The following is a 17,120-nucleotide window of genomic DNA, read 5'->3' as shown; positions in this document are numbered from 1 at the left end:
GCGATGGCCCGGAAACGCAGGCCGGCGCGCCGCCCATGGCGGATGCAATTGGCGGCACTGGTGCTGCTGGCAGCTTTGCTGGGAGCGGCCTGGTACTGGTGGGATATCCAGCAATTTGCGCCTGACGAAACCACCTATCCCGAACAGGGCGTGGTCATCAGCGAATATAACGGGCTGGTCGGGTTCGAGACCGTGCGAGCGTTGGGCGGCAGTTTCGCCTATCTGGAGGCCAGTTCCGGCGCGGACGGGCAGGATGGGCGGTTTGGTCGCAATCTGGCCACCGCCCGGCGGGCAGGCTTGAAGGTAGGGGCGCTGCATCGCTTCGATCCCTGTGCCACGGCTGACGCGCAATCGGCCAATTTTGTCACCATGGTGCCGCGCGATGCCTCGCTGTTGCCTCCGGCGATCGCGCTGGAAACGACAGCCGACGCCTGCGCCGAAACGGTCAGCGATGCCGCGGTCGAAAGCGAGCTGCTGACCTTCGTCAACCAGGTGGAGATGCACACCGGCAAGCCGGTGATCCTGAAGCTGTCCGAAGCTTTCGAGACGCGTTATGGTATTGCGGCGCGAATGGAGCGGGACCTATGGCTCGAACGCGACCGCTTCCTGCCGCGCTATGCCGGGCGGCCGTGGCTGCTCTGGACAGCCAATCGCGCGCGGCATACCGAAGCCTCGGAAGAACCGGTCGAATGGGCGGTAGTGCAGCCATGAGCGGGAGAGCGCAATGAGCGAAGACAATAACCGGGACAGCCTGATCGCCGCCGCGCGGCGCGCGCTCGACACTTCCTATTCACCCTATTCAAACTTTCGCGTGGGCGCGGCGCTGCGTTTTGCCGATGGAACCGTGGTGACCGGCACCAATATCGAGAATGCCAGCTACGGTTTGGCGCTGTGTGCCGAGACTGTTGCTGTGGCGAAGGCGATGGATGACGGGCACCGTGGCGGGCTGGAAGAAGTGGCCGTGATCGGCGACACAGCTGCGCCCATCACTCCCTGCGGCCGTTGCCGCCAGGTGCTCAACGAACTTGCGGAACTCGGCGGCACCGATCCGGTGGTATGGTGCGCGGGCGAAGACGAGGTAGTGCAAACCACGCTATCTGCGCTGCTTCCCCGCGCCTTTGGCCCGGCGAGTCTCGACAGCTAGCTGTCGAGCCACTCAAGCAGCGCGGCGAGGCAGTCGCGCGCCAGCAGCTTGCAGCGCTCCGGGCTCCAACCCTGCTCGGGCTCGGGCGCATCGGCCAGATCCTTGTAGGGCATTTCCAGCGTCATGGCGGTCGCGCCGAAGCGTTCTGCCAGCTGGTTGGTGCACATGGACAGATTGGCCTTGCCCTTGGCGGCCTTGGGATAGCCCAGCTTGGTCTGGAAATCGGGCGTGCGCCGGTCAAGGATCGCCTGATAGCGGTCATAGCTGGCGCCCAGTTCCTCGGTCCACGAAGGGATGCCGTCAAACCCGGCCAGGAATACCGCCGGGATCGCTTCGTCGCCATGCACGTCGATCGCGAAATCACACCCGGTCGTGTCCATATGGCTGAGGATCGCCAAGACTTCGGGCGATTTGTCCGCGCTCGGATTGTCCCATTCGCGGTTGAGGTTGGTCCCCACCGCATTGGTCCGCAGATGCCCGCGGCGCGATCCGTCAGGATTGCAATTGGGCACGATGTGGAAGCGGCAGCGTGCCCGCAGCGCGCGCGCGACCGGGTCCGTGGTATCGGTCAGGCATTCCAGCGCGCCTTCGATCCACCATTCGGCCTGTGTTTCGCCCGGGTGCTGGCGGGCGGTAATCCAGACCTGTGTCTCGCCGTCGCCCAGTTCGAGGCAGTCGACCGGCTGGCCGTCGAGCGTGGTGCCCAGACGGAGCAGGTCCACCCCTTCGCTCGCGGCTGCCTCGGCGACGAGATCGTGGTGCCGCTCCATCGAATAGGGGGCGAAATAGGCGAAGAAGGCGATATTGCTGGCCGGGGTATAGCGGATCGTCAGCGTGCCATCGGCTTCGTCCTTGTCAAAGCTGCTGGCGGCGCGCGCCCAATATTCGCGGTCTTCGGAGACGCAGGCATCATAGCTAGGCCAGCCGCCGGGATAGGCCGATTGGTTGAGGCCGGTAATCTTGAGCTCAAGCTCGGTTCCCGCCGCGCAGGTCACGCGGAAATGGAACCATTGCGCGAATTCGCTCATGTGGTCCTTGCGGATCGCCAGCGTGGCGGTGTTGCCGTCAACCGACAGGACTTCGATATTGCCACTGTCGAAATTGGCGTCGATTGCGATGTCGTTCACTCGGAAACCTCTACTTCCACGGTCTCGCCATTGTTGCCGGGGAAATCACGGAACAGCGCTTCGGCGATGACCTGGGCGTTGCGCGAGGGCTGCGCGAGTTCAGATTTGGGCGAAACGGTGAATTGAGCCCGGCCTTCCCACACCGCTTCATTGGTGGCGCGATCGCGCAGCATCACGCTGAGCTCGGTGCCGAGCCTCTCGCTCGATCCGCCACCACCCAGGTTGATGCCGATGCCGAGGCCCACACCGGAACCATAGGAGCCGGTCGATCCGCCCATGCCCACGCTTACCGGGCCGCGGCGCTTATCTTCGCCGCCAATGGTAAAGCGCTCCAGCTTCACTTGCGCGATCAGGCGGGCGCTGTCGCCACCAGCTTCGGCGAAGCCAAGTCGGCCCAGTTCGGCCGCGACGGCAGCCTTGTAAGGCCCAAGTGCGAGCGAATCCTGCTCGTTGCCGGGCGCGCTGGCGACGAACACGGTGCCGCGATCGGCGGTGGCGAGCGCCGCCGCGTTATGAAAGCGGGTGACCTCGACCGGGCTCGGCGCCGGGGTGGAAGCGCAACCGGCGAGTGCCGCTGCTGCCAATGCGAACAGGGATATGCGTGAAAGGGTCATGATCGGTTTCCTTGCCCCGGCTCTAGCCGCGGCGTTGGCGCATTGCCAGTGCGGCATCGCCGTCCTATCTCTATTTCAGGCAGAATGTGACCCTGCGGTTAAGATTCCCGGCCGCTTGCAGCTTGACCCGAATCTGTTCCCGCGCTAACGGCGCGCTTCGATTTTGCCGCGTCGGGGGCAGCTCCGGCGCGTTTACTTTTGGAAATAGAGCCATGAAGATCCGTAACAGCCTCAAGTCGCTGAAAGACCGTCACCGCGATTGCCGTGTCATCCGCCGTCGCGGCCGGACCTATGTGATCAACAAGACCAACCGTCGCTTCAAGGCCCGCCAGGGCTGATTTGCGCCGCTTGGCGGATCGCCTTTGTGGCGGTCACGCAGCAAACCGGCCCGCCTCCGCATGGAGCGCGGGCCGTTGCTGTTTGAGGAGCTGAAAAGAGTGTCAGTGCAGGTTGAAGCGGTCGTATTCGATGTCGGGCGCGTGATCGTGCAATGGGAACTGCGCCACCTCTTCGCGCAGCTGATCGACGATCCGGCAGAGCTGGACTGGTTCTGCGCCAACGTCGTGACCGAGGAATGGCATTTCCAGCATGATGCCGGGCGCCCGCTTGATGAAATGGTGCCCGAACGCAAAGTGCTCTTTCCCGATTACGCTCATCTGATCGATGCCTATCGCCATCGCTTTCTTGACACGATCCCGGGCCCGGTGCCCGGCACGGCGGAGCTGATCGGGCAGCTGGCTGCAAACGAGGTTCCGCTGTTCGCGATCACCAACTTCGGGGCGGAGTTCTGGGACGAGTTCTTTCCGAGCGAGCCGATACTCGGCCATTTCCGCGACATTGTGGTTTCGGGGCAGGAGAAGCTCGTGAAGCCCGATCCGGCAATATTCCGGCTGGCCGAAAGCCGCTTTGGCTTTCCAGCAGAACGGATGCTGTTCATCGATGATAATGCGGCCAACATTGCCTCCGCGCGCGAGCTTGGCTGGCAGGCACATCATTTTGGCGATGCCACTGCGCTTGAGCGCGATTTGCGCATGCGCGGCTTGATCTGACCCCGGATAAAGGGAGGCCCCCGGCGTTGGGGAACGCAGGGGGCCTTGGGGATGGCCGGACCTGGAGAAGGATCCGGCGGGAGATGGGGTTCAGCTCACTTGCCGTTGCACTTGGCCAGCTCGTCTTCGGCCAGGGCTTCACCCTGCGTCTTGAAGCTCGTTACTTCGCCGAATTCACGAGCGATGCCACGGCACAGGCGAAGCGGGCGCGAGTTGCCCTTGGCTGCCTTGCAAGTGGTGCCTTCGCAGAACCATGCCACGCCGGCGGCGACAGTGCGGGCTTCCTTGGCGGGGGCGGCGAGTTCGGCGACATAATAGGGGCCGCTCGAGGCAGCGAAAGCAGGCGCAGGCGCGGTCAGTGCGCCAAAGGTGATGCCGGTATAGGCGAGCGCCAGTGCAAGGGCGCCCAGACGACCGGTGCTGGAGAGGGAGAGAGTCATGGTCGTATCCTTTTGTTCAACTTGATTTTCGGGACAGCGGGTTTCGAATCAAAACCAGTTGCGAATCACCACCTATTAGATTAGGTTTCAGGTTGCAACTAAAAACTGAAAATTTTTGCGAGGGCGCGAAAGACAGGCTAGATAGGTTGCAACAAGAGGACTGATCTATGGGCGAACTGAGAGAACCACTGCGCGACCTGATCGAATGCGGCCTTCCGCAAGCGCTTGAAGTTATGGGCGAACGCTGGAGTTTCATGATCCTGCGTGCCAGCTTCAACGGGGTGCATCACTTCGAGGAGTTCCTCAGTGAATTAGGCATCGCGCGCAACATTCTCTCGAATCGCCTCGCCAAACTGGTCGAGCATGGCATTTTGAAGCGCGAACCTTGCGCCGATGATCGCCGCAAGATCGAATATCGCCTCACCGAGAAAGGCTTCGACCTGCTGCCCGCGATGCTCGCCCTGCGCCAGTGGGGCCAGAAGTACGGTGCCGAAGTGGTGGAGGACCCGGTGCTGGTGGACGAGGCTGACCGGCTACCGATCGGCCCGGTCTCGATCCTGTCGCACGATGGCCGGATCCTTGGCCACCAGGACCTGTGGCTGACCAAGCGTGAAAACGTGGGGCTCAGGGCCGATGGCTCGCGCGCTACGCCGGGCGACATGATCGGCCGCGGCGACGTGGTGGATCTGGCGGAAGCGAAAAAGCGGGCCGCGGGCTGAACGGCCAGCGCGCAGATTAGAACCCTTCCGTCCCCAGCGCGTCCTCAAGCACCGCGGCCCTGAGCGCCGCAATGCCCATGCCCTTCTCGGCGCTGGTCACGTGCAGCACGGGAAAGGCGGCGACATGCTTGCGCGCTTCCTCGGCCACTTTGGCCGCAGTCGCTTCCAGCTCGCTAGCCTTGACCTTGTCCGCCTTGGTCAGAACGATGCGATAGCCGACCGCGGCCTCGTCCAGCATCTTCATCATGTCGCGATCGACCTGTTTCAGCCCGTGGCGGCTGTCCACCAGCACCAGAGTGCGGTGCAGTACCGGCCGCCCGCGCAGATAGTCGCGCACCAGCTGCTTCCACTTCTCGACCACCTTGGGCGGGGCCTTGGCAAAGCCGTAGCCGGGCATGTCGACCAGGCGGAACAGCGTGGGCTCGCCCACTTCGAAGAAGTTCAGTTCCTGCGTGCGGCCCGGCGTAACCGAAGCGCGCGCGATCGCCCTGCGCCCGGTCAGCGCGTTCAGCAGCGAGCTCTTCCCGACATTCGAACGACCGCAAAAGGCGATCTCGGGCACGGTCGGCTCAGGCAGGAACTTCAGCTGCGGAGCGGACAGCAGGAAATCGACCCGGCCCGAGAACAGCTTTGACGCCGCTTCCTCGCGCGCGGCCTGCTCCTGCTCTTCCTCGGGCGTCATGGATCAGCCCTTGCGCTTTTCCGCCAGCGCCTGGTCCGCCTTGTCCTTATCCGCTTGCGCCCGCAGTTGCGGATGCTTGGAATAGAGATAGCTTTGCTGTGCCAGCGTCAGCAGGTTCGAGGTGACCCAGTAAAGCAGCAGGCCTGCCGCGAACGGTGCCATCACGAACATCAGGATCCACGGCATGAAGGCAAAGATCTGCTGCTGCACCGGATCCATCGCGGTGGGATTGAGGCGGAAGGTGAGCCACATGGTGATGCCCAGCAGCACGGCCAGGATACCGATGCCCAGGAAACCCGGCGGATCGAACGGCAGCAGGCCGAACAGGTTGAGGATCTTGGCCGGATCGGGCGCCGAAAGGTCTTCGATCCAAAGCACGAAAGGCTTGTGGCGCATCTCGATCGCCAGGATCAGCGCCTTGTAAAGTGCGAAGAAGATCGGGATCTGGATCAGCAGCGGCAGGCAGCCGGCGAGCGGATTGACCTTCTCGTCCTTATACAGCTTCATGATTTCCTGCTGCTGGCGCTGCTTGTCGTCCTTGTAGCGTTCCTGGATCGCCTTCATCTTGGGCTGGACGGCCTTCATTGCGGCCATGCTGGCGAACTGCTTTTGCGCGATCGGGAACATGATTCCGCGGATGATCACGGTCAGCAGGATGATGGCGACGCCGAAATTGCCGGCGAATTCGTAGAGCGTCCGTAGCAGCCAGACCATCGGCTTCACGAACCATTCGAACCAGCCCCAGTCGATCGCCTTGCCGAAATTCTCGATGCCGAGCGTGTCGCGATACCGGTCAAGCACCACGCTTTCTTTGGCGCCAGCGAAGAGCCGCGTGCTGCGGGTGATGGAGGCGCCCGGCGCAACGGTTTGCGGGGCATAGATCAGGTCGGAACGATAAAGGTCGTTGCCGAGCGAGCGGAAACCGGGGGTCGCGTCCTGCTGGTCGCCCGGAATGAGCGCAGACAGCCAGTAGATATCACTGAAGCCGAACCAGTCCGGCGCGCCGCCTTCGGGCGTGTGCGTGCCTTCATCGGCCAGGTCGTCATAATCAGGCCCATATTCGACCGTCTCGCCGAATGCGCCCATCGGGCCCGAATGGGCGTTGAAGGTGCTGGGGCTGGCAGTGGTCGAGGTGCGGTTGATCAGGCCGAACGGCTGCACCACGGCACCGCCTTCGCCAGTGTTGGCCACCGTCTGGACCACATCGATCATGTAATTGTCATCGATCGACAGCTTGATCGAATAGCTGAGACCGTCCTCGGACTGGTGTGTCAGCGTGACCGGAGTTGCCGGCGACAGCAGGTCGCCGCTCGCCTGCCAGCGGATATTGTCAGGCAGGCGCTGGCCGTTGGCGAGGAAGCCGAATTCGGCGAAATACTGTCCCGGCGTGCCTTGCGGCGCGAACAGCTGCACCGGGCGCGAATCCTGCTTCACCGTCTCGCGGTGGTCCTTCAGCTCGATATCGTCGAGCCGCGCACCGACCAGGTTGATCGAGCCTTCGACGCGCGGCGCATCGATCCGCACCCGCTCGGGGCTGGCCAGCGCGGCATCGAGATCGACCGGCGCCTGTGCCGCGACCGGAGCACCGTCGCCGATTGCCGCAGACGTCGCTGCGGGCGGCGGCGCTTCGCTGCTGGTCGCGACAGTATCCGCCTGCGCGCTGAGCGAGGCCGCCGGATAGAAATACCGCATCCCCATGTCCCAACCCAGGATAAGCAGCCCGGAAAGTGCCACGGCGAGCAGGAGATTGCGCTGGTTGTCCAAGATCAAATCCTGTGCGTCTGAAACTCGATGGTGTATTATTTAGGTATTACAGTATGGATTGCTAGGGCACCGGATCATAGCCATGCCCGCCCCACGGATGGCAGCGCATTAGCCGCTTAATTGCCATCCATCCACCCTTGATCGCACCATATTTGCCCAGCGCCTCGACGGCATATTCGCTGCAAGATGGCGCATAGCGGCAGGTCGGCGGCAGTATCCGGCTTGGCCCCCATTGCCACAGCCGCGCGATGAGGATCAGGACATGCTTCATGCCCCGCGCCCCTGACGGTTGCCCTTGCGCGGGCGCCTGCGCGGCGGGTCTCCCTTACCGGCGGCGGCGCGGGCGAGCGCTGCGCTCAGCTCCTCTCGCATGCTGGCGAAATCGCGTTCGATCGCGCCATCGCGCGCGATCAGCACATGATCGTTATCGGGCAGGCCTTGCGCCGGCAGCGCTGCGCGGAGCAATTCGCGGAAACGGCGCTTGATCCGGTTGCGCACCACGGCATTGCCGACCTTCTTGGTTACCGTGATGCCATAGCGCTTGCCGTGCCCTGAATTGGGATGCGCCAAAAGCACGAAACCGGGGCACGCCACGCGCAGGCCCCGGTTCGCTGCAAGAAAATCGGCGCGGCGACGCATCACGGAAATCGATTCGGTCATGGTTGGCACATACGCGAACGGGCCCCCGTTAGGGAGCCCGCAAGGCCGACTGGCCGCCCGCAGCGACGCGGCTGTCAGGCCGCGTGAGCGAGGAAATCGCGCGCCCGGACGGGCGTCGCGAAAATCAAATTACGCACAAAGGTTCTTGCGGCCACGCTTGCGACGCGCGCGCAGGACCTTGCGGCCACCGGGGGTTGCCTTGCGGGCAAAGAAACCATGGCGGCGGGCTCGCACAAGATTGCTGGGCTGGAAAGTCCGCTTCATATCGTCCTCGAAATCAAAAAGGTGCTTCTTGGGCACCAACAAAAAGGGCCGCCTGCGAGAGGCGACCGCCGTCTGCGCGGGCCGTTAAGCCAAGCCGGGGTGCGAGTCAAGATATTGCGCTGCACAGCGGCCCGCTTGTGCGGGCGACAGTGTCCCTCGACAATGCCAATAAAACCAGCCACTAATTCGACTCCTCACTGGAATAACAGGGGTCGCATTAGTCAAAACGGTCGCCTATTTGGGACTGGAAGCCAGAAGTGTTGAAGTACAATGCCAGGTGGCGCCCGGATTGCCGCGCTTTGGCATTGTCGGGCTGCCCGACAAGGCGGTGAGCGAGAGCCGTGAGCGGGTGCAATCGGCGCTTGCCGCGATGGGGCTGGCTCTTCCGCCCAAGCGGATCACCATCAACCTCTCCCCGGCCGACCTGCCCAAGGATGGTTCGCATTACGATTTGCCGATTGCGTTGGCGCTGCTCGCGGCCATGGGCGTGACCGATGCCGAGCAGCTGGGTGACTGGATTGCGGTGGGCGAACTGGCGCTCGACGGGCGGATCGTCGCCTCGCCCGGGGTGCTGCTCGCGGCCTTGCACGCCAGCGAAACGGAAAGCGGGCTGATCTGCCCGGCGATCCAGGGCTCCGAAGCAAGATGGGCGAGCGGCGTACCGGTGCTGGCCGCGCCCGATCTCGTCAGCCTGCTTAACCATTTGAAGGGCACGCAGCGCTTGCCCGATCCGCCGCGCGGCGAGGTGGAACTGGCACCTCCCGCTGCGGACCTGAGGCAGGTCAAAGGGCAGGAAACTGCCAAGCGCGCATTGGAGATTGCCGCGGCCGGCGGACACAACCTGCTCAACGTAAGAACGTAAAGACCCTACTTGTCTTGGAACCCTCGCCAAACCCACCGGGCCGCGAAAAAGGCCAAAGGGATCGCAAGGGGGACAGCGATAGCTGAGAAGCCAAACAATCCAAGCGAGTCATCAAAGCAGGACTTGAAGGCAGCGCTGTTGAGTTTGACAGCTATGAACTGCTCTTCACATTCATCAAGCCGAACGATGTGTCGCCAAAGGCTGAAAGCCGCCCAAACAACGGCGAAGGCTACCCAGAGACGAAACCAGCCCTTTTTGCTTGTCGACATTCTCACTTGTTGGCGAACCTTTGTTCAACGAGCAAGCGCAGACTTCCTCCAATATTCTAATTATTGGGTCGTAAAAACCTCTCTCAGTCTACAGGGAGACTGGGATTGGGCTGTCTCAGATTCCTGTCACCCATGCCAATTCTCCAAAAATGTTGAAAAATAAAGCATTGTGGGCTGAAAGCCTCTTTTTTGTGTATCAGCTTTGTGCGCCGTAACTAGTTCCCATTGGCACGTGATTTCGCTTCTCTGCTCATTCGATTGATCTCTGTTTCAGCGAGTCTCGCGGAAAGGTATAGTCCGTGGAAGACAGCCGCCCTTAGCTTCCCAACCTCATGGCACAAGCCCACCACGTCTGAGGCAGAGAACTTTTCTGCATGGATCAGACCTATGTGGTGGACGAGAACTCGGCGGGCTGAATTGGCCTCATTTAGTGTCTGCAGGTCTGAGGGATCAAGCACGTGAAAGCTGTTCAACCTCTTTATTAGTTCCCCGATAGGCTCGCCGTCCAGCTCGTCCATCAGTGTGTCTATTTCATTGGGGGTCGGGCGTTTGAGAACAGCGCGCTTCCTCGCTTCGAAGAAGCTCATCGCTGTCGCGAGGTTGCGCTCCAACTCCTGCGCCTCAAAAACAGCTCTTCCGTAGGCTGAAAAAAACGCATCCCACTGGCTACTGGCGTTTGTTTCTGCCTCTTCCATATGCTCACCCTTTCATGCCAGATACTTAGAGTAGGGGCCATCTGGGGTCGACCAAATCATCTAGGTTGGGAAAAGTGAAATGGCGGGATTTAAGACAGGACTGGCATTGGGTGTGATCATGACCGGCGGAGCTGCCCTGTGGGCCTTAGACAAGGAGGGCTCAGAGCCAATCCGATTTCCCACGAAATCCGTCTACTTAGCATCGGACTACATTTCTGTTGTGGGTAGTATCGTGGGGGACGAGCCTCAAGAGTCTGAGCGACCAGTAAATAACATGGTCACGATGGTGTGCCGGGCTGAACGAATGGCCTGCGACTTCACCAGCATAAACGAAGTCTCTCCGGGCTACCTGGGTCTCCCGTTAACAGACACACTAGCGGTTCGTCAGTGGAATGATCGAGAAATGGTAGCGGATAGCCTAGTGGCACCCGGAGCGGATGGCCCGTGTAACTATTACGAAGTCAGGGTGATCTTCGAAGGCGAAGACGTGACATACACCCGGCTTCCAAACCCCGAAGCGGATCAGGACAGGTGCAAAGAGTTCTACGGTGATGGTAAGGCTCTAAGGCAGTGGCGCATAGACGATGGGAAAGGCTCATTCGATTATGAACCCGGAAAGTGATGAGAACGAAAAAAGCAAGGCGTCAGGCAGTCAAACTCAATCCTGATAATTCCGGATAGCGGCACGATCTAGCTGGTCTGACGGTACCAACTGATAGTGCCGCTCTTGAACAACGCGAACTTCGTCATCTTGCAGAGTCAATTCAAAGAGAGCGACGATACCCCCGTCCATGAACTGTGCCGCGATTGCGCGGCAACGCATATCCGGAAACTTTTGCTCCACCCACCTGATATCTTGGGTCGTCTGGACGATCCCGATTTGGTCCTTGCCGCCCTTCGCTTGGACTGGGATCACATAGTGGCAGCCGTGCCGGTCTAAGCCAACGTAAAGCTCATCGATCTCAATCTGGCCGATACCTGTGACTGTTGTTCTGAGGTGGTTCTGGAGGCTGTACGTTGTCAGGCCGAGGAATATATCGATCAAGCGGTTGTAGCGAACGATTGCTAACAGAGCTTGCTCGTCGTCCAGTGCGTACGCTCGAATGATCTCTGGCGTTGCATCAGGTATGGCTGTCCGTACTAGGTCCGTGCGCGGGGTCACCCGGTTTGCACTGACCAAACGGAACCGGTAGATCGCTCGACCGGCCCCCTCAATGATCCACGCCTTTCCATCGGGCTGGGTAGCTAGGACCGATGCGGGAAGCGCGGTGCGGTACCGGATTGAGTAGATGACATCGCCCAAGTTTCTCGGCAGCTTGATACCTAGGTCTTCAGCATTCGTTTCCAGTTCTCGACGATTGAACTCAAACTCAGTGACGCCCTCGGCGTAATGATCGAAGAAGATAGATTCGACCAACTGGGAGTAGCGACTGGGGCTTGACGCTTCAGGCATTGGCGGCCCTTAGCAAAGCGAGGCGCTCTTCTTCGATCTCCTCCTGTTTCCGCTTGGTCGCACCGCTTTTGCGATCTCGCTTCGAAACGGGAGCAGGCACACCGAAGTGCTCTGCCGCGGCTGTCATATCCATATAAAGCAACGACGGGTCACCCAACTTCATTACGCGGGCGGGAGGCACAAGCTCAGTGCCCAAGGTCTCGATTATCTTTGATGCGATGGCACGGGCCAAGGGTGGGGCAACGGCGTTTCCGATTTGCCTCGCGCCATGCCATTTGGTGGAGTGCAAACGGAACCAATCGGGGAAACCATGGAGGCGCGCCATCTCCCGTACAGTAACGCAGCGATCAAACTTGTAATGGATGGGGCGTGGGCTCGTGAACGCACCACGGGCCCCGTCGGTCCCTGCTCGGAGGGTGTTCGAGAGGCCCGATGGTGACAGCTTGTAAAATCTGCTTATGGGTTCGACTGAGCCGGGCTCAGTTTCTTTGAACCGGCGCTGGGAAATAGCTGAGTGCCGGGTCCGGGCACTCGAGGTCAGCGACCCGGGATCCCAATCTCTGACATAGCCATTGTGCCATGCTGCGTTGGTCAGCATGCGGAGTTCTGCGGCATAGGCGCTCGGCTTTCCGAAGGTGGAGGTTTGGACGGCGTCGCCTTCCTCTAGGCCTTTGAATCGGTTTGCGTCGGGCAAGTCACCTAGAGCGTCCAAACAAGATGGGCCGAGGCTGCATCCATCTATCGGCTTTCGTCCGTCCGCTGGGCTGGTAAAAGGTTTTGGGTAATCGGGAAGTGGAAGTCCTTTCTTCGCTCCGATTAGGATAAGGCGCTCACGATGCTGCGGTGTGCCATAATGCGCTGCGTTCAGCACCTTCCACGGAAGACGAACTTCGTATCCGGCAGCTTCGAAAGCCTCGGTGACCTCGGCCAAAAAGCGCTTGTGCTTGCCAACCGTGAGGCCCTTCACATTCTCGAAAACGAAGGTGCGAGCATCAAGCTCGCTCACAATCCGCACAAAATCGAGGACCAAGTTATTCCGGGGGTCATCCAAAGTTCGGTGACCGATCAGTGAGAAGCCCTGACATGGTGGCCCCCCGAAGACGCAATCGACAGGGCGCCCGCCAATCCCCGCAGCTAATCGAATATCCGCCCCTGAGAGTTCAGCAACAGACTTCGGAATGACTGCAGTTTCGGGGAAATTGAACTTGTGGACGGCGCAATGGATCGGATCAATCTCAACGGCTGCAGCAACATCGAACCCCGCTTGTTCAAAGCCAAGGCTCAGCCCGCCAGCACCAGCGAAAAGATCGATTCCGATTGGCCGCACTCGTATTACTCCTTCGACCACTCGATAGTCCGTCGAACCTTGTTCACGCAACCACTTCACCCTCCCTTTTCCGGAGCATCTTCAAGATATCGAATGAGTCGAGTTCGAAGCTCTGCCATATTTTCCATCTCGCACTGCCATACAGTCAACGTTGCCCAGCCGGACTCAGCGAGTTCCCTTAGGATGCGCTGGTCACGCTCCTTGTTGGACAGTAATTTTGGGCCCCAATACTCGAGCTTCGACTTCGGAGGGCGACCTAACCGACAATCATGGCCGTGCCAAAAACAGCCGTGCACGAAGATGACCTTCCTCCGCCCGGGAAAGACTATATCTGGCCGCCCTGGCAGTCCTTGATGATGCAAGCGATAGCGGAAACCTTCCCTGTGCAACAGGCGACGAACGGCCATCTCAGGACCGGTGTCTTTCGTTTTCACCGACTGCATGATGCGTCGGCGCTGAGAGGGTGTCCGCGTGTCTGCCATGTCGCGTCTTACGAACCACAACTACCGCTGTCGGCGCGCAGTTACGTTATTCCCTTGGTCTTCCTCATTGCTGAGCGTTGAGCGTTCACTGCCAGGATAGTTAGCCTCGCTGCGCGGCCCAAATCGCTTCGATGTCAGCGCCATCATCAAGACACTGACGCATCCTGTTTCGTGCATTGTCGGAGAAGCAATGATGTTTCGATTTACCGAAGGAAAAGACGTGGTGACAATCCGGGTCCCCGTCGATCCCAAGATGTGCCCTTAGAGCAGCCGCCTTCGGAACACTCAGCCCGACGGCCTTTGCAAGGTCGGTGGCGCGAAGATAAAACTTTCGCTGCAAGTCGACCTCTCGCACCGCAGCTGCGCCAACGGGATCGTCACCTGCAACAAACTGAACGGGTGCGCCCTGCTTTTTTGTGAAGTGGACCTTGATTGACGGGCCGTCGCCTTCAATCGAACTCGCAATCGTGTTTAGTCTCGGAAAGACAGCGGCTAGGTCGTTTCCTGCCCTTATGGCCTTCTCAATACGATTGATGTCTCGCTGCGAGATCTGAACCTCATCGCTAACGAGTCCTTCCATCGCAAGCAAAGCCCTTATCCGCGCTCTTGCTTCATCTCTCTTCCTACGCCCCGGCGTAAGGAGGTCCGCGATCAGGGCGTACTCCCGGTCCACGAGAAAATCGAAGTCTCCGGGCGGCTTAGTGGAGACTGGCAAAACCCGAGAGGGTATGTGTGACGACAAATCGATCTCTAAAGCTCGTTTAAGATAGGCATCGAAAACGGTCACCAGCGCCCGGGTGTTCAGGTAGAAAAAGTCTTCATCGACAATTGTGAACCAGTGCTGCTCGGCATCTCGTAGTGCGTCTATGACGCGCATCGTGCCCGCTTCAGCTTCGCTGAGATCGTAATCCTGCCGACACCGGTGCAAAGCGCGGTCAAAGCCGATGCTGCGTCCGTCGCCGGGATCGAACACTTTCTCACCATTCTGAACCAGCACTGCTTTGAGGAGCATCTCACAAGCATGCTGCAGGTGCAGGAGAACGGAGCATACCCTTCCGTCATCGTCATAGCTGTTGAACGTGCTCATTGCGATCCGCATCGAGGCGATGGCCTTGTTCGACAGCGTCTTTGCGTCCCGTACTAATGCCATGAAAATCTTCCGTGCGGATCGGTGGGGTTTCGAGCGTACATTATTGCCGCATCAGAAACACATGGTGAATCAATGCCCTGAGCTCATCGCAGGCTAGTGAGCCCTTGCAACTATAGCGGCAGTCGCTCCAGCACCCGCTTGACCCCCGAAGGGTGCCAGCTGCCTCCCCTCGGTGCCTCAATGTGCCGCTCATTCAAACTCTGAGCTATCTCTCTGAGGCTCTGGGCCCCGGCTGCCCGCACTGCCGCAATCTCGTCTGCGAGCTCGTGAGCGCGGCTCTGAGCTTCTTGCTTGACTGCCTCGATGGCTCCCGCGTTGCCCTTGCCAGCCCTTTTGAGCGGCGCTGCCCCATTCGGGCTGCCGAGCTTCACCCCCCGCGCCTTGGCTGCCCTGAGGGCCTCCTTGGTGCGCGTGGAGATTGCCTTGCGTTCCGCTTGCGCCACAGCTGCGAGGATGTGGACTGTGAGCTCGTTGGCCTCGGACATATTGGCTGCAATAAACTTGGCCCCGCTGTCCTGCAGCGTGGACAGTAACGCCACCGAGCGAGACAAGCGGTCGAGCTTGGCGACCACCAGGGTGGCCCCGGTAAGCTTGGCGCGGCGCAAAGCATCATTGAGTTCGGGCCGGTCATTGCGCCTGCCGCTCTCCACCTCGGTGAACTCGGCGATGATCTCTAGACCCCGGTGCGCGCAAAGATTGGCAACGGCTGCCCTCTGGGCCTCAAGCTGCAGCCCAGAGCAGGCTTGGGTGGCGGTGGAGACACGGTAGTAGGCAACGGCTTTCATCGATGAACCTAACTGTTCCAAACGGCGTAACGTGCGTTAGGCCGATTGGAGCAGTGGATCAGAGACTTGATCGAACAGGGGCTGGATAATGGGCGGCGGTTCAGCCCCCGCCCGTCAATCCCGCGCCATAGTTCGGCCACGGGGCGGCCCTCGCTTTACAGAAGACAAGGGATGTCCCCCGGGTCACTGGCGGGAAGCTGGGGGTACCCCTTGAGGGAACGGGGCTTTCGCTTACCCTCGATTCCCGGTACGGATTTTTGCAGCAAAACAAACGAGGCCTATTCCACCACAGAACACCGCTGGAATGGCACGATCAAGTTAGGTGAGCACCAACTCGTTCAACCAAGGCAAAGGCGTCGGCGTAACCACCAAGGTGTCGCCGTTGTTTTCCTGTTTCCAAACAAAGCCATAGACGATTTCATTTTCGATGGGGATGCAGAACACGCACGGGTCTCCGCGAAAATCGCCTTCCCATCCAACCTGCGTAGCGAGTTCTTTCGCCTGTTCGAAATCAGCAAGGAAGCGGTCTAGCCGGGGTTGCCCGTAGAGCGTGCGGCCCAGCCTGATGTCGAGATCATCCTGTGCCAGCCGCGCGGCAAAGTCATGAACTGACGGTAGGAACTCCCAACCGAAATCGATGGGCGAGATGTAGTACGCTTTGCTTGGCACCGGTGTTCTCCAACTAGACCGCCCAGATATAGGTAGCGAGCAATCGTCCTCAACGTAAAAACTTCAAGACACGTGCCAGAGCTTGCCGAGTTCGAAGCGGAGTTGCTGACAGAGCTTAGTAGGCGCTACACAGGACGGCGGGGGATTCGAAGGAGTTAGGCATGATGCTTCGAATGTTCGCTACCAGCTTGGCCGCAGCCTTGCTCTTTGGCGCGGCCCCTGCCTATTCGCAGATCATCTTCGGGCAGGCTCAGGCAATCGACGGCGACACGCTTCTGCTAGGCGATTCTCACATCAGACTCCATGGGATCGACGCCGTCGAAAGCTCTCAGCAGTGCACCCGCAATGGGGCCACCTGGGCCTGTGGTGCCGACGCTGGTCAGCTTCTCTCAAGCCTAGTCGCTGGTAAGGCCGTCCAGTGTCAGCAGAGGGACGTGGACAGTTATGGGCGGGTAGTTGCTACCTGCACTGCCAACGGTGTGGACCTGAGCCAACGGATGGCCAACGCTGGTTATGCTGTCGCCCTTCCACAATACAGCGACCGGTATGTCGGGGTGGTGGAGCAGGCCAGAACGCGGGGTGTGGGGATATGGGGTGGCGAGTTCCAAATGCCTTCTGACTATCGCGCCGCGAATCCCCAGCTTCTCCTTCCGCCCCCTTCAAGGCCCCGTGATGACTACCGCGATGCATCAAGGACAGCCCGCGAAGTCAGCCCACGGCAGAGTCAGTCGGGGGCCGCATACTATCGCAACTGTGCCGCCGCGAGAGCTGCGGGGGCCGCGCCGCTTCGCAGGGGTTCGCCGGGGTATCGACCGCAATTAGACGCGGACGGCGATGGCATTGCGTGTGAGCCGTACCGGCCACGCTAGCCTCGAACCGGGTTTCCAATCCTGAGCCATTTGACCACAGCAACGGTCAAGGGGTCACATTTTTACGACACTGATGTCACCCATTGAATAGACGCC

The 17,120-nt window shown here is 60.2% G+C and carries 22 protein-coding genes and 1 pseudogene; 8 read left to right on the top strand and 15 right to left on the bottom strand.

Going from position 1 to position 17,120, the window contains the following annotated elements:
• The first annotated feature begins 3 nt into the window (after positions 1–3).
• Positions 4–711, top strand: coding sequence for a glycoside hydrolase family 25 protein (locus tag G6N82_RS06915; protein ID WP_165195038.1), 708 nt, complete (start codon positions 4–6; stop codon positions 709–711).
• A gap of 13 nt (positions 712–724) precedes the next feature.
• Positions 725–1,144 (top strand): cytidine deaminase, encoded by a 420-nt coding sequence (locus G6N82_RS06910; RefSeq protein ID WP_165195036.1) that lies wholly within the window; start codon positions 725–727, stop codon positions 1,142–1,144.
• Here the strand turns inward: G6N82_RS06910 and G6N82_RS06905 are convergent.
• Positions 1,141–2,271 carry a M14-type cytosolic carboxypeptidase gene (locus tag G6N82_RS06905; RefSeq protein ID WP_165195034.1) on the bottom strand — a complete coding sequence of 377 codons (1,131 nt, stop codon included), beginning with the start codon at positions 2,269–2,271 and terminating at the stop codon, positions 1,141–1,143. The two genes, G6N82_RS06910 and G6N82_RS06905, sit on opposite strands and share 4 nt — an antisense overlap.
• Complete coding sequence (locus G6N82_RS06900) at positions 2,268–2,885, bottom strand: DUF4136 domain-containing protein (RefSeq protein ID WP_165195032.1); 618 nt, start codon at positions 2,883–2,885, stop codon at positions 2,268–2,270. The genes G6N82_RS06905 and G6N82_RS06900 overlap by 4 nt, the downstream gene beginning before the upstream one ends.
• Before the next feature lie 212 nt (positions 2,886–3,097).
• Between G6N82_RS06900 and ykgO the strand changes: the two genes are divergently transcribed.
• Both ykgO and G6N82_RS06890 read left to right on the top strand, forming a co-directional pair.
• Positions 3,098–3,223, top strand: a complete 126-nt coding sequence (ykgO, locus tag G6N82_RS06895) for a type B 50S ribosomal protein L36 (RefSeq protein WP_029941846.1) — start codon at positions 3,098–3,100, stop codon at positions 3,221–3,223.
• Positions 3,224–3,322: 99 nt separating this feature from the next.
• Positions 3,323–3,934, top strand: a complete 612-nt coding sequence (locus tag G6N82_RS06890; RefSeq protein WP_165195030.1) for an HAD family phosphatase — start codon at positions 3,323–3,325, stop codon at positions 3,932–3,934.
• 95 nt (positions 3,935–4,029) lie between these two features.
• Here the strand turns inward: G6N82_RS06890 and G6N82_RS06885 are convergent, their stop codons facing one another.
• Entirely contained in the window at positions 4,030–4,374 is a 345-nt protein-coding gene (locus tag G6N82_RS06885) for a hypothetical protein (protein ID WP_165195028.1), read from the bottom strand.
• A gap of 167 nt (positions 4,375–4,541) precedes the next feature.
• On the opposite strand from G6N82_RS06885, the gene G6N82_RS06880 reads away from it, so the two are divergent.
• The gene (locus G6N82_RS06880) at positions 4,542–5,093 is read left to right on the top strand and encodes a helix-turn-helix domain-containing protein (RefSeq protein WP_165195026.1); all 552 of its coding nucleotides are present in this window, start codon (positions 4,542–4,544) and stop codon (positions 5,091–5,093) included.
• A 16-nt stretch (positions 5,094–5,109) separates the two neighbouring features.
• Here G6N82_RS06880 and yihA read toward each other — a convergent pair whose 3' ends face one another.
• The 5 genes from yihA to rpmH form a co-directional block, all read right to left on the bottom strand.
• Positions 5,110–5,775: a ribosome biogenesis GTP-binding protein YihA/YsxC gene (yihA, locus tag G6N82_RS06875; RefSeq protein ID WP_165195024.1), complete on the bottom strand. Its 666-nt coding sequence runs from the start codon at positions 5,773–5,775 to the stop codon at positions 5,110–5,112.
• A 3-nt stretch (positions 5,776–5,778) separates the two neighbouring features.
• Positions 5,779–7,539: a membrane protein insertase YidC gene (gene yidC, locus G6N82_RS06870; protein WP_165195022.1), complete on the bottom strand. Its 1,761-nt coding sequence runs from the start codon at positions 7,537–7,539 to the stop codon at positions 5,779–5,781.
• Between the two features lie 61 nt (positions 7,540–7,600).
• Positions 7,601–7,810 (bottom strand): membrane protein insertion efficiency factor YidD, encoded by a 210-nt coding sequence (gene yidD, locus G6N82_RS06865; RefSeq protein WP_165195020.1) that lies wholly within the window; start codon positions 7,808–7,810, stop codon positions 7,601–7,603.
• Entirely contained in the window at positions 7,807–8,199 is a 393-nt protein-coding gene (rnpA, locus tag G6N82_RS06860) for a ribonuclease P protein component (protein ID WP_165195018.1), read from the bottom strand. Before rnpA ends, yidD begins: the two co-directional genes overlap by 4 nt.
• Before the next feature lie 129 nt (positions 8,200–8,328).
• Positions 8,329–8,463, bottom strand: a complete 135-nt coding sequence (gene rpmH, locus G6N82_RS06855; RefSeq protein WP_067678623.1) for a 50S ribosomal protein L34 — start codon at positions 8,461–8,463, stop codon at positions 8,329–8,331.
• A gap of 202 nt (positions 8,464–8,665) precedes the next feature.
• Between rpmH and G6N82_RS06850 the strand changes: the two are divergent.
• A pseudogene (locus tag G6N82_RS06850) lies at positions 8,666–9,310 on the top strand (magnesium chelatase domain-containing protein); the annotation flags it as partial.
• Between the two features lie 499 nt (positions 9,311–9,809).
• Here the strand turns inward: G6N82_RS06850 and G6N82_RS06840 are convergent.
• The gene (locus G6N82_RS06840; RefSeq protein ID WP_165195014.1) at positions 9,810–10,289 is read right to left on the bottom strand and encodes a hypothetical protein; all 480 of its coding nucleotides are present in this window, start codon (positions 10,287–10,289) and stop codon (positions 9,810–9,812) included.
• A 79-nt stretch (positions 10,290–10,368) separates the two neighbouring features.
• Here G6N82_RS06840 and G6N82_RS06835 point away from each other — a divergent pair, with 79 nt between their 5' ends.
• Positions 10,369–10,911, top strand: coding sequence for a hypothetical protein (locus G6N82_RS06835; protein ID WP_165195012.1), 543 nt, complete (start codon positions 10,369–10,371; stop codon positions 10,909–10,911).
• A gap of 36 nt (positions 10,912–10,947) precedes the next feature.
• Here G6N82_RS06835 and G6N82_RS06830 read toward each other — a convergent pair whose 3' ends face one another.
• The 6 genes from G6N82_RS06830 to G6N82_RS06805 form a co-directional block, all read right to left on the bottom strand.
• Positions 10,948–11,742: an endonuclease gene (locus tag G6N82_RS06830; RefSeq protein WP_165195010.1), complete on the bottom strand. Its 795-nt coding sequence runs from the start codon at positions 11,740–11,742 to the stop codon at positions 10,948–10,950.
• Positions 11,735–13,120 (bottom strand): DNA cytosine methyltransferase, encoded by a 1,386-nt coding sequence (locus tag G6N82_RS06825; protein WP_241255223.1) that lies wholly within the window; start codon positions 13,118–13,120, stop codon positions 11,735–11,737. Before G6N82_RS06825 ends, G6N82_RS06830 begins: the two co-directional genes overlap by 8 nt.
• A 5-nt stretch (positions 13,121–13,125) precedes the next feature.
• Positions 13,126–13,551: a DNA mismatch endonuclease Vsr gene (gene vsr / locus G6N82_RS06820; protein WP_165195008.1), complete on the bottom strand. Its 426-nt coding sequence runs from the start codon at positions 13,549–13,551 to the stop codon at positions 13,126–13,128.
• Positions 13,552–13,651: 100 nt separating this feature from the next.
• Complete coding sequence (locus G6N82_RS06815; protein WP_165195006.1) at positions 13,652–14,701, bottom strand: hypothetical protein; 1,050 nt, start codon at positions 14,699–14,701, stop codon at positions 13,652–13,654.
• A gap of 110 nt (positions 14,702–14,811) precedes the next feature.
• On the bottom strand, positions 14,812–15,486 hold the full coding sequence (locus G6N82_RS06810) for a recombinase family protein (protein ID WP_165195004.1): 675 nt from the start codon (positions 15,484–15,486) through the stop codon (positions 14,812–14,814).
• 318 nt (positions 15,487–15,804) lie between these two features.
• On the bottom strand, positions 15,805–16,155 hold the full coding sequence (locus G6N82_RS06805; RefSeq protein ID WP_165195002.1) for a hypothetical protein: 351 nt from the start codon (positions 16,153–16,155) through the stop codon (positions 15,805–15,807).
• Positions 16,156–16,316: 161 nt separating this feature from the next.
• Between G6N82_RS06805 and G6N82_RS06800 the strand changes: the two genes are divergently transcribed.
• Positions 16,317–17,024: a thermonuclease family protein gene (locus G6N82_RS06800; protein ID WP_346773757.1), complete on the top strand. Its 708-nt coding sequence runs from the start codon at positions 16,317–16,319 to the stop codon at positions 17,022–17,024.
• Positions 17,025–17,120: the final 96 nt, after the last annotated feature.

Origin of the sequence: Altererythrobacter sp. BO-6 (assembly GCF_011047315.1) — a bacterium.
Lineage (GTDB): Bacteria > Pseudomonadota > Alphaproteobacteria > Sphingomonadales > Sphingomonadaceae > Erythrobacter.
The sequence above is the reverse complement of the archived record's forward strand: the minus strand, read 5'-3'. Positions and strand labels throughout refer to the sequence as shown.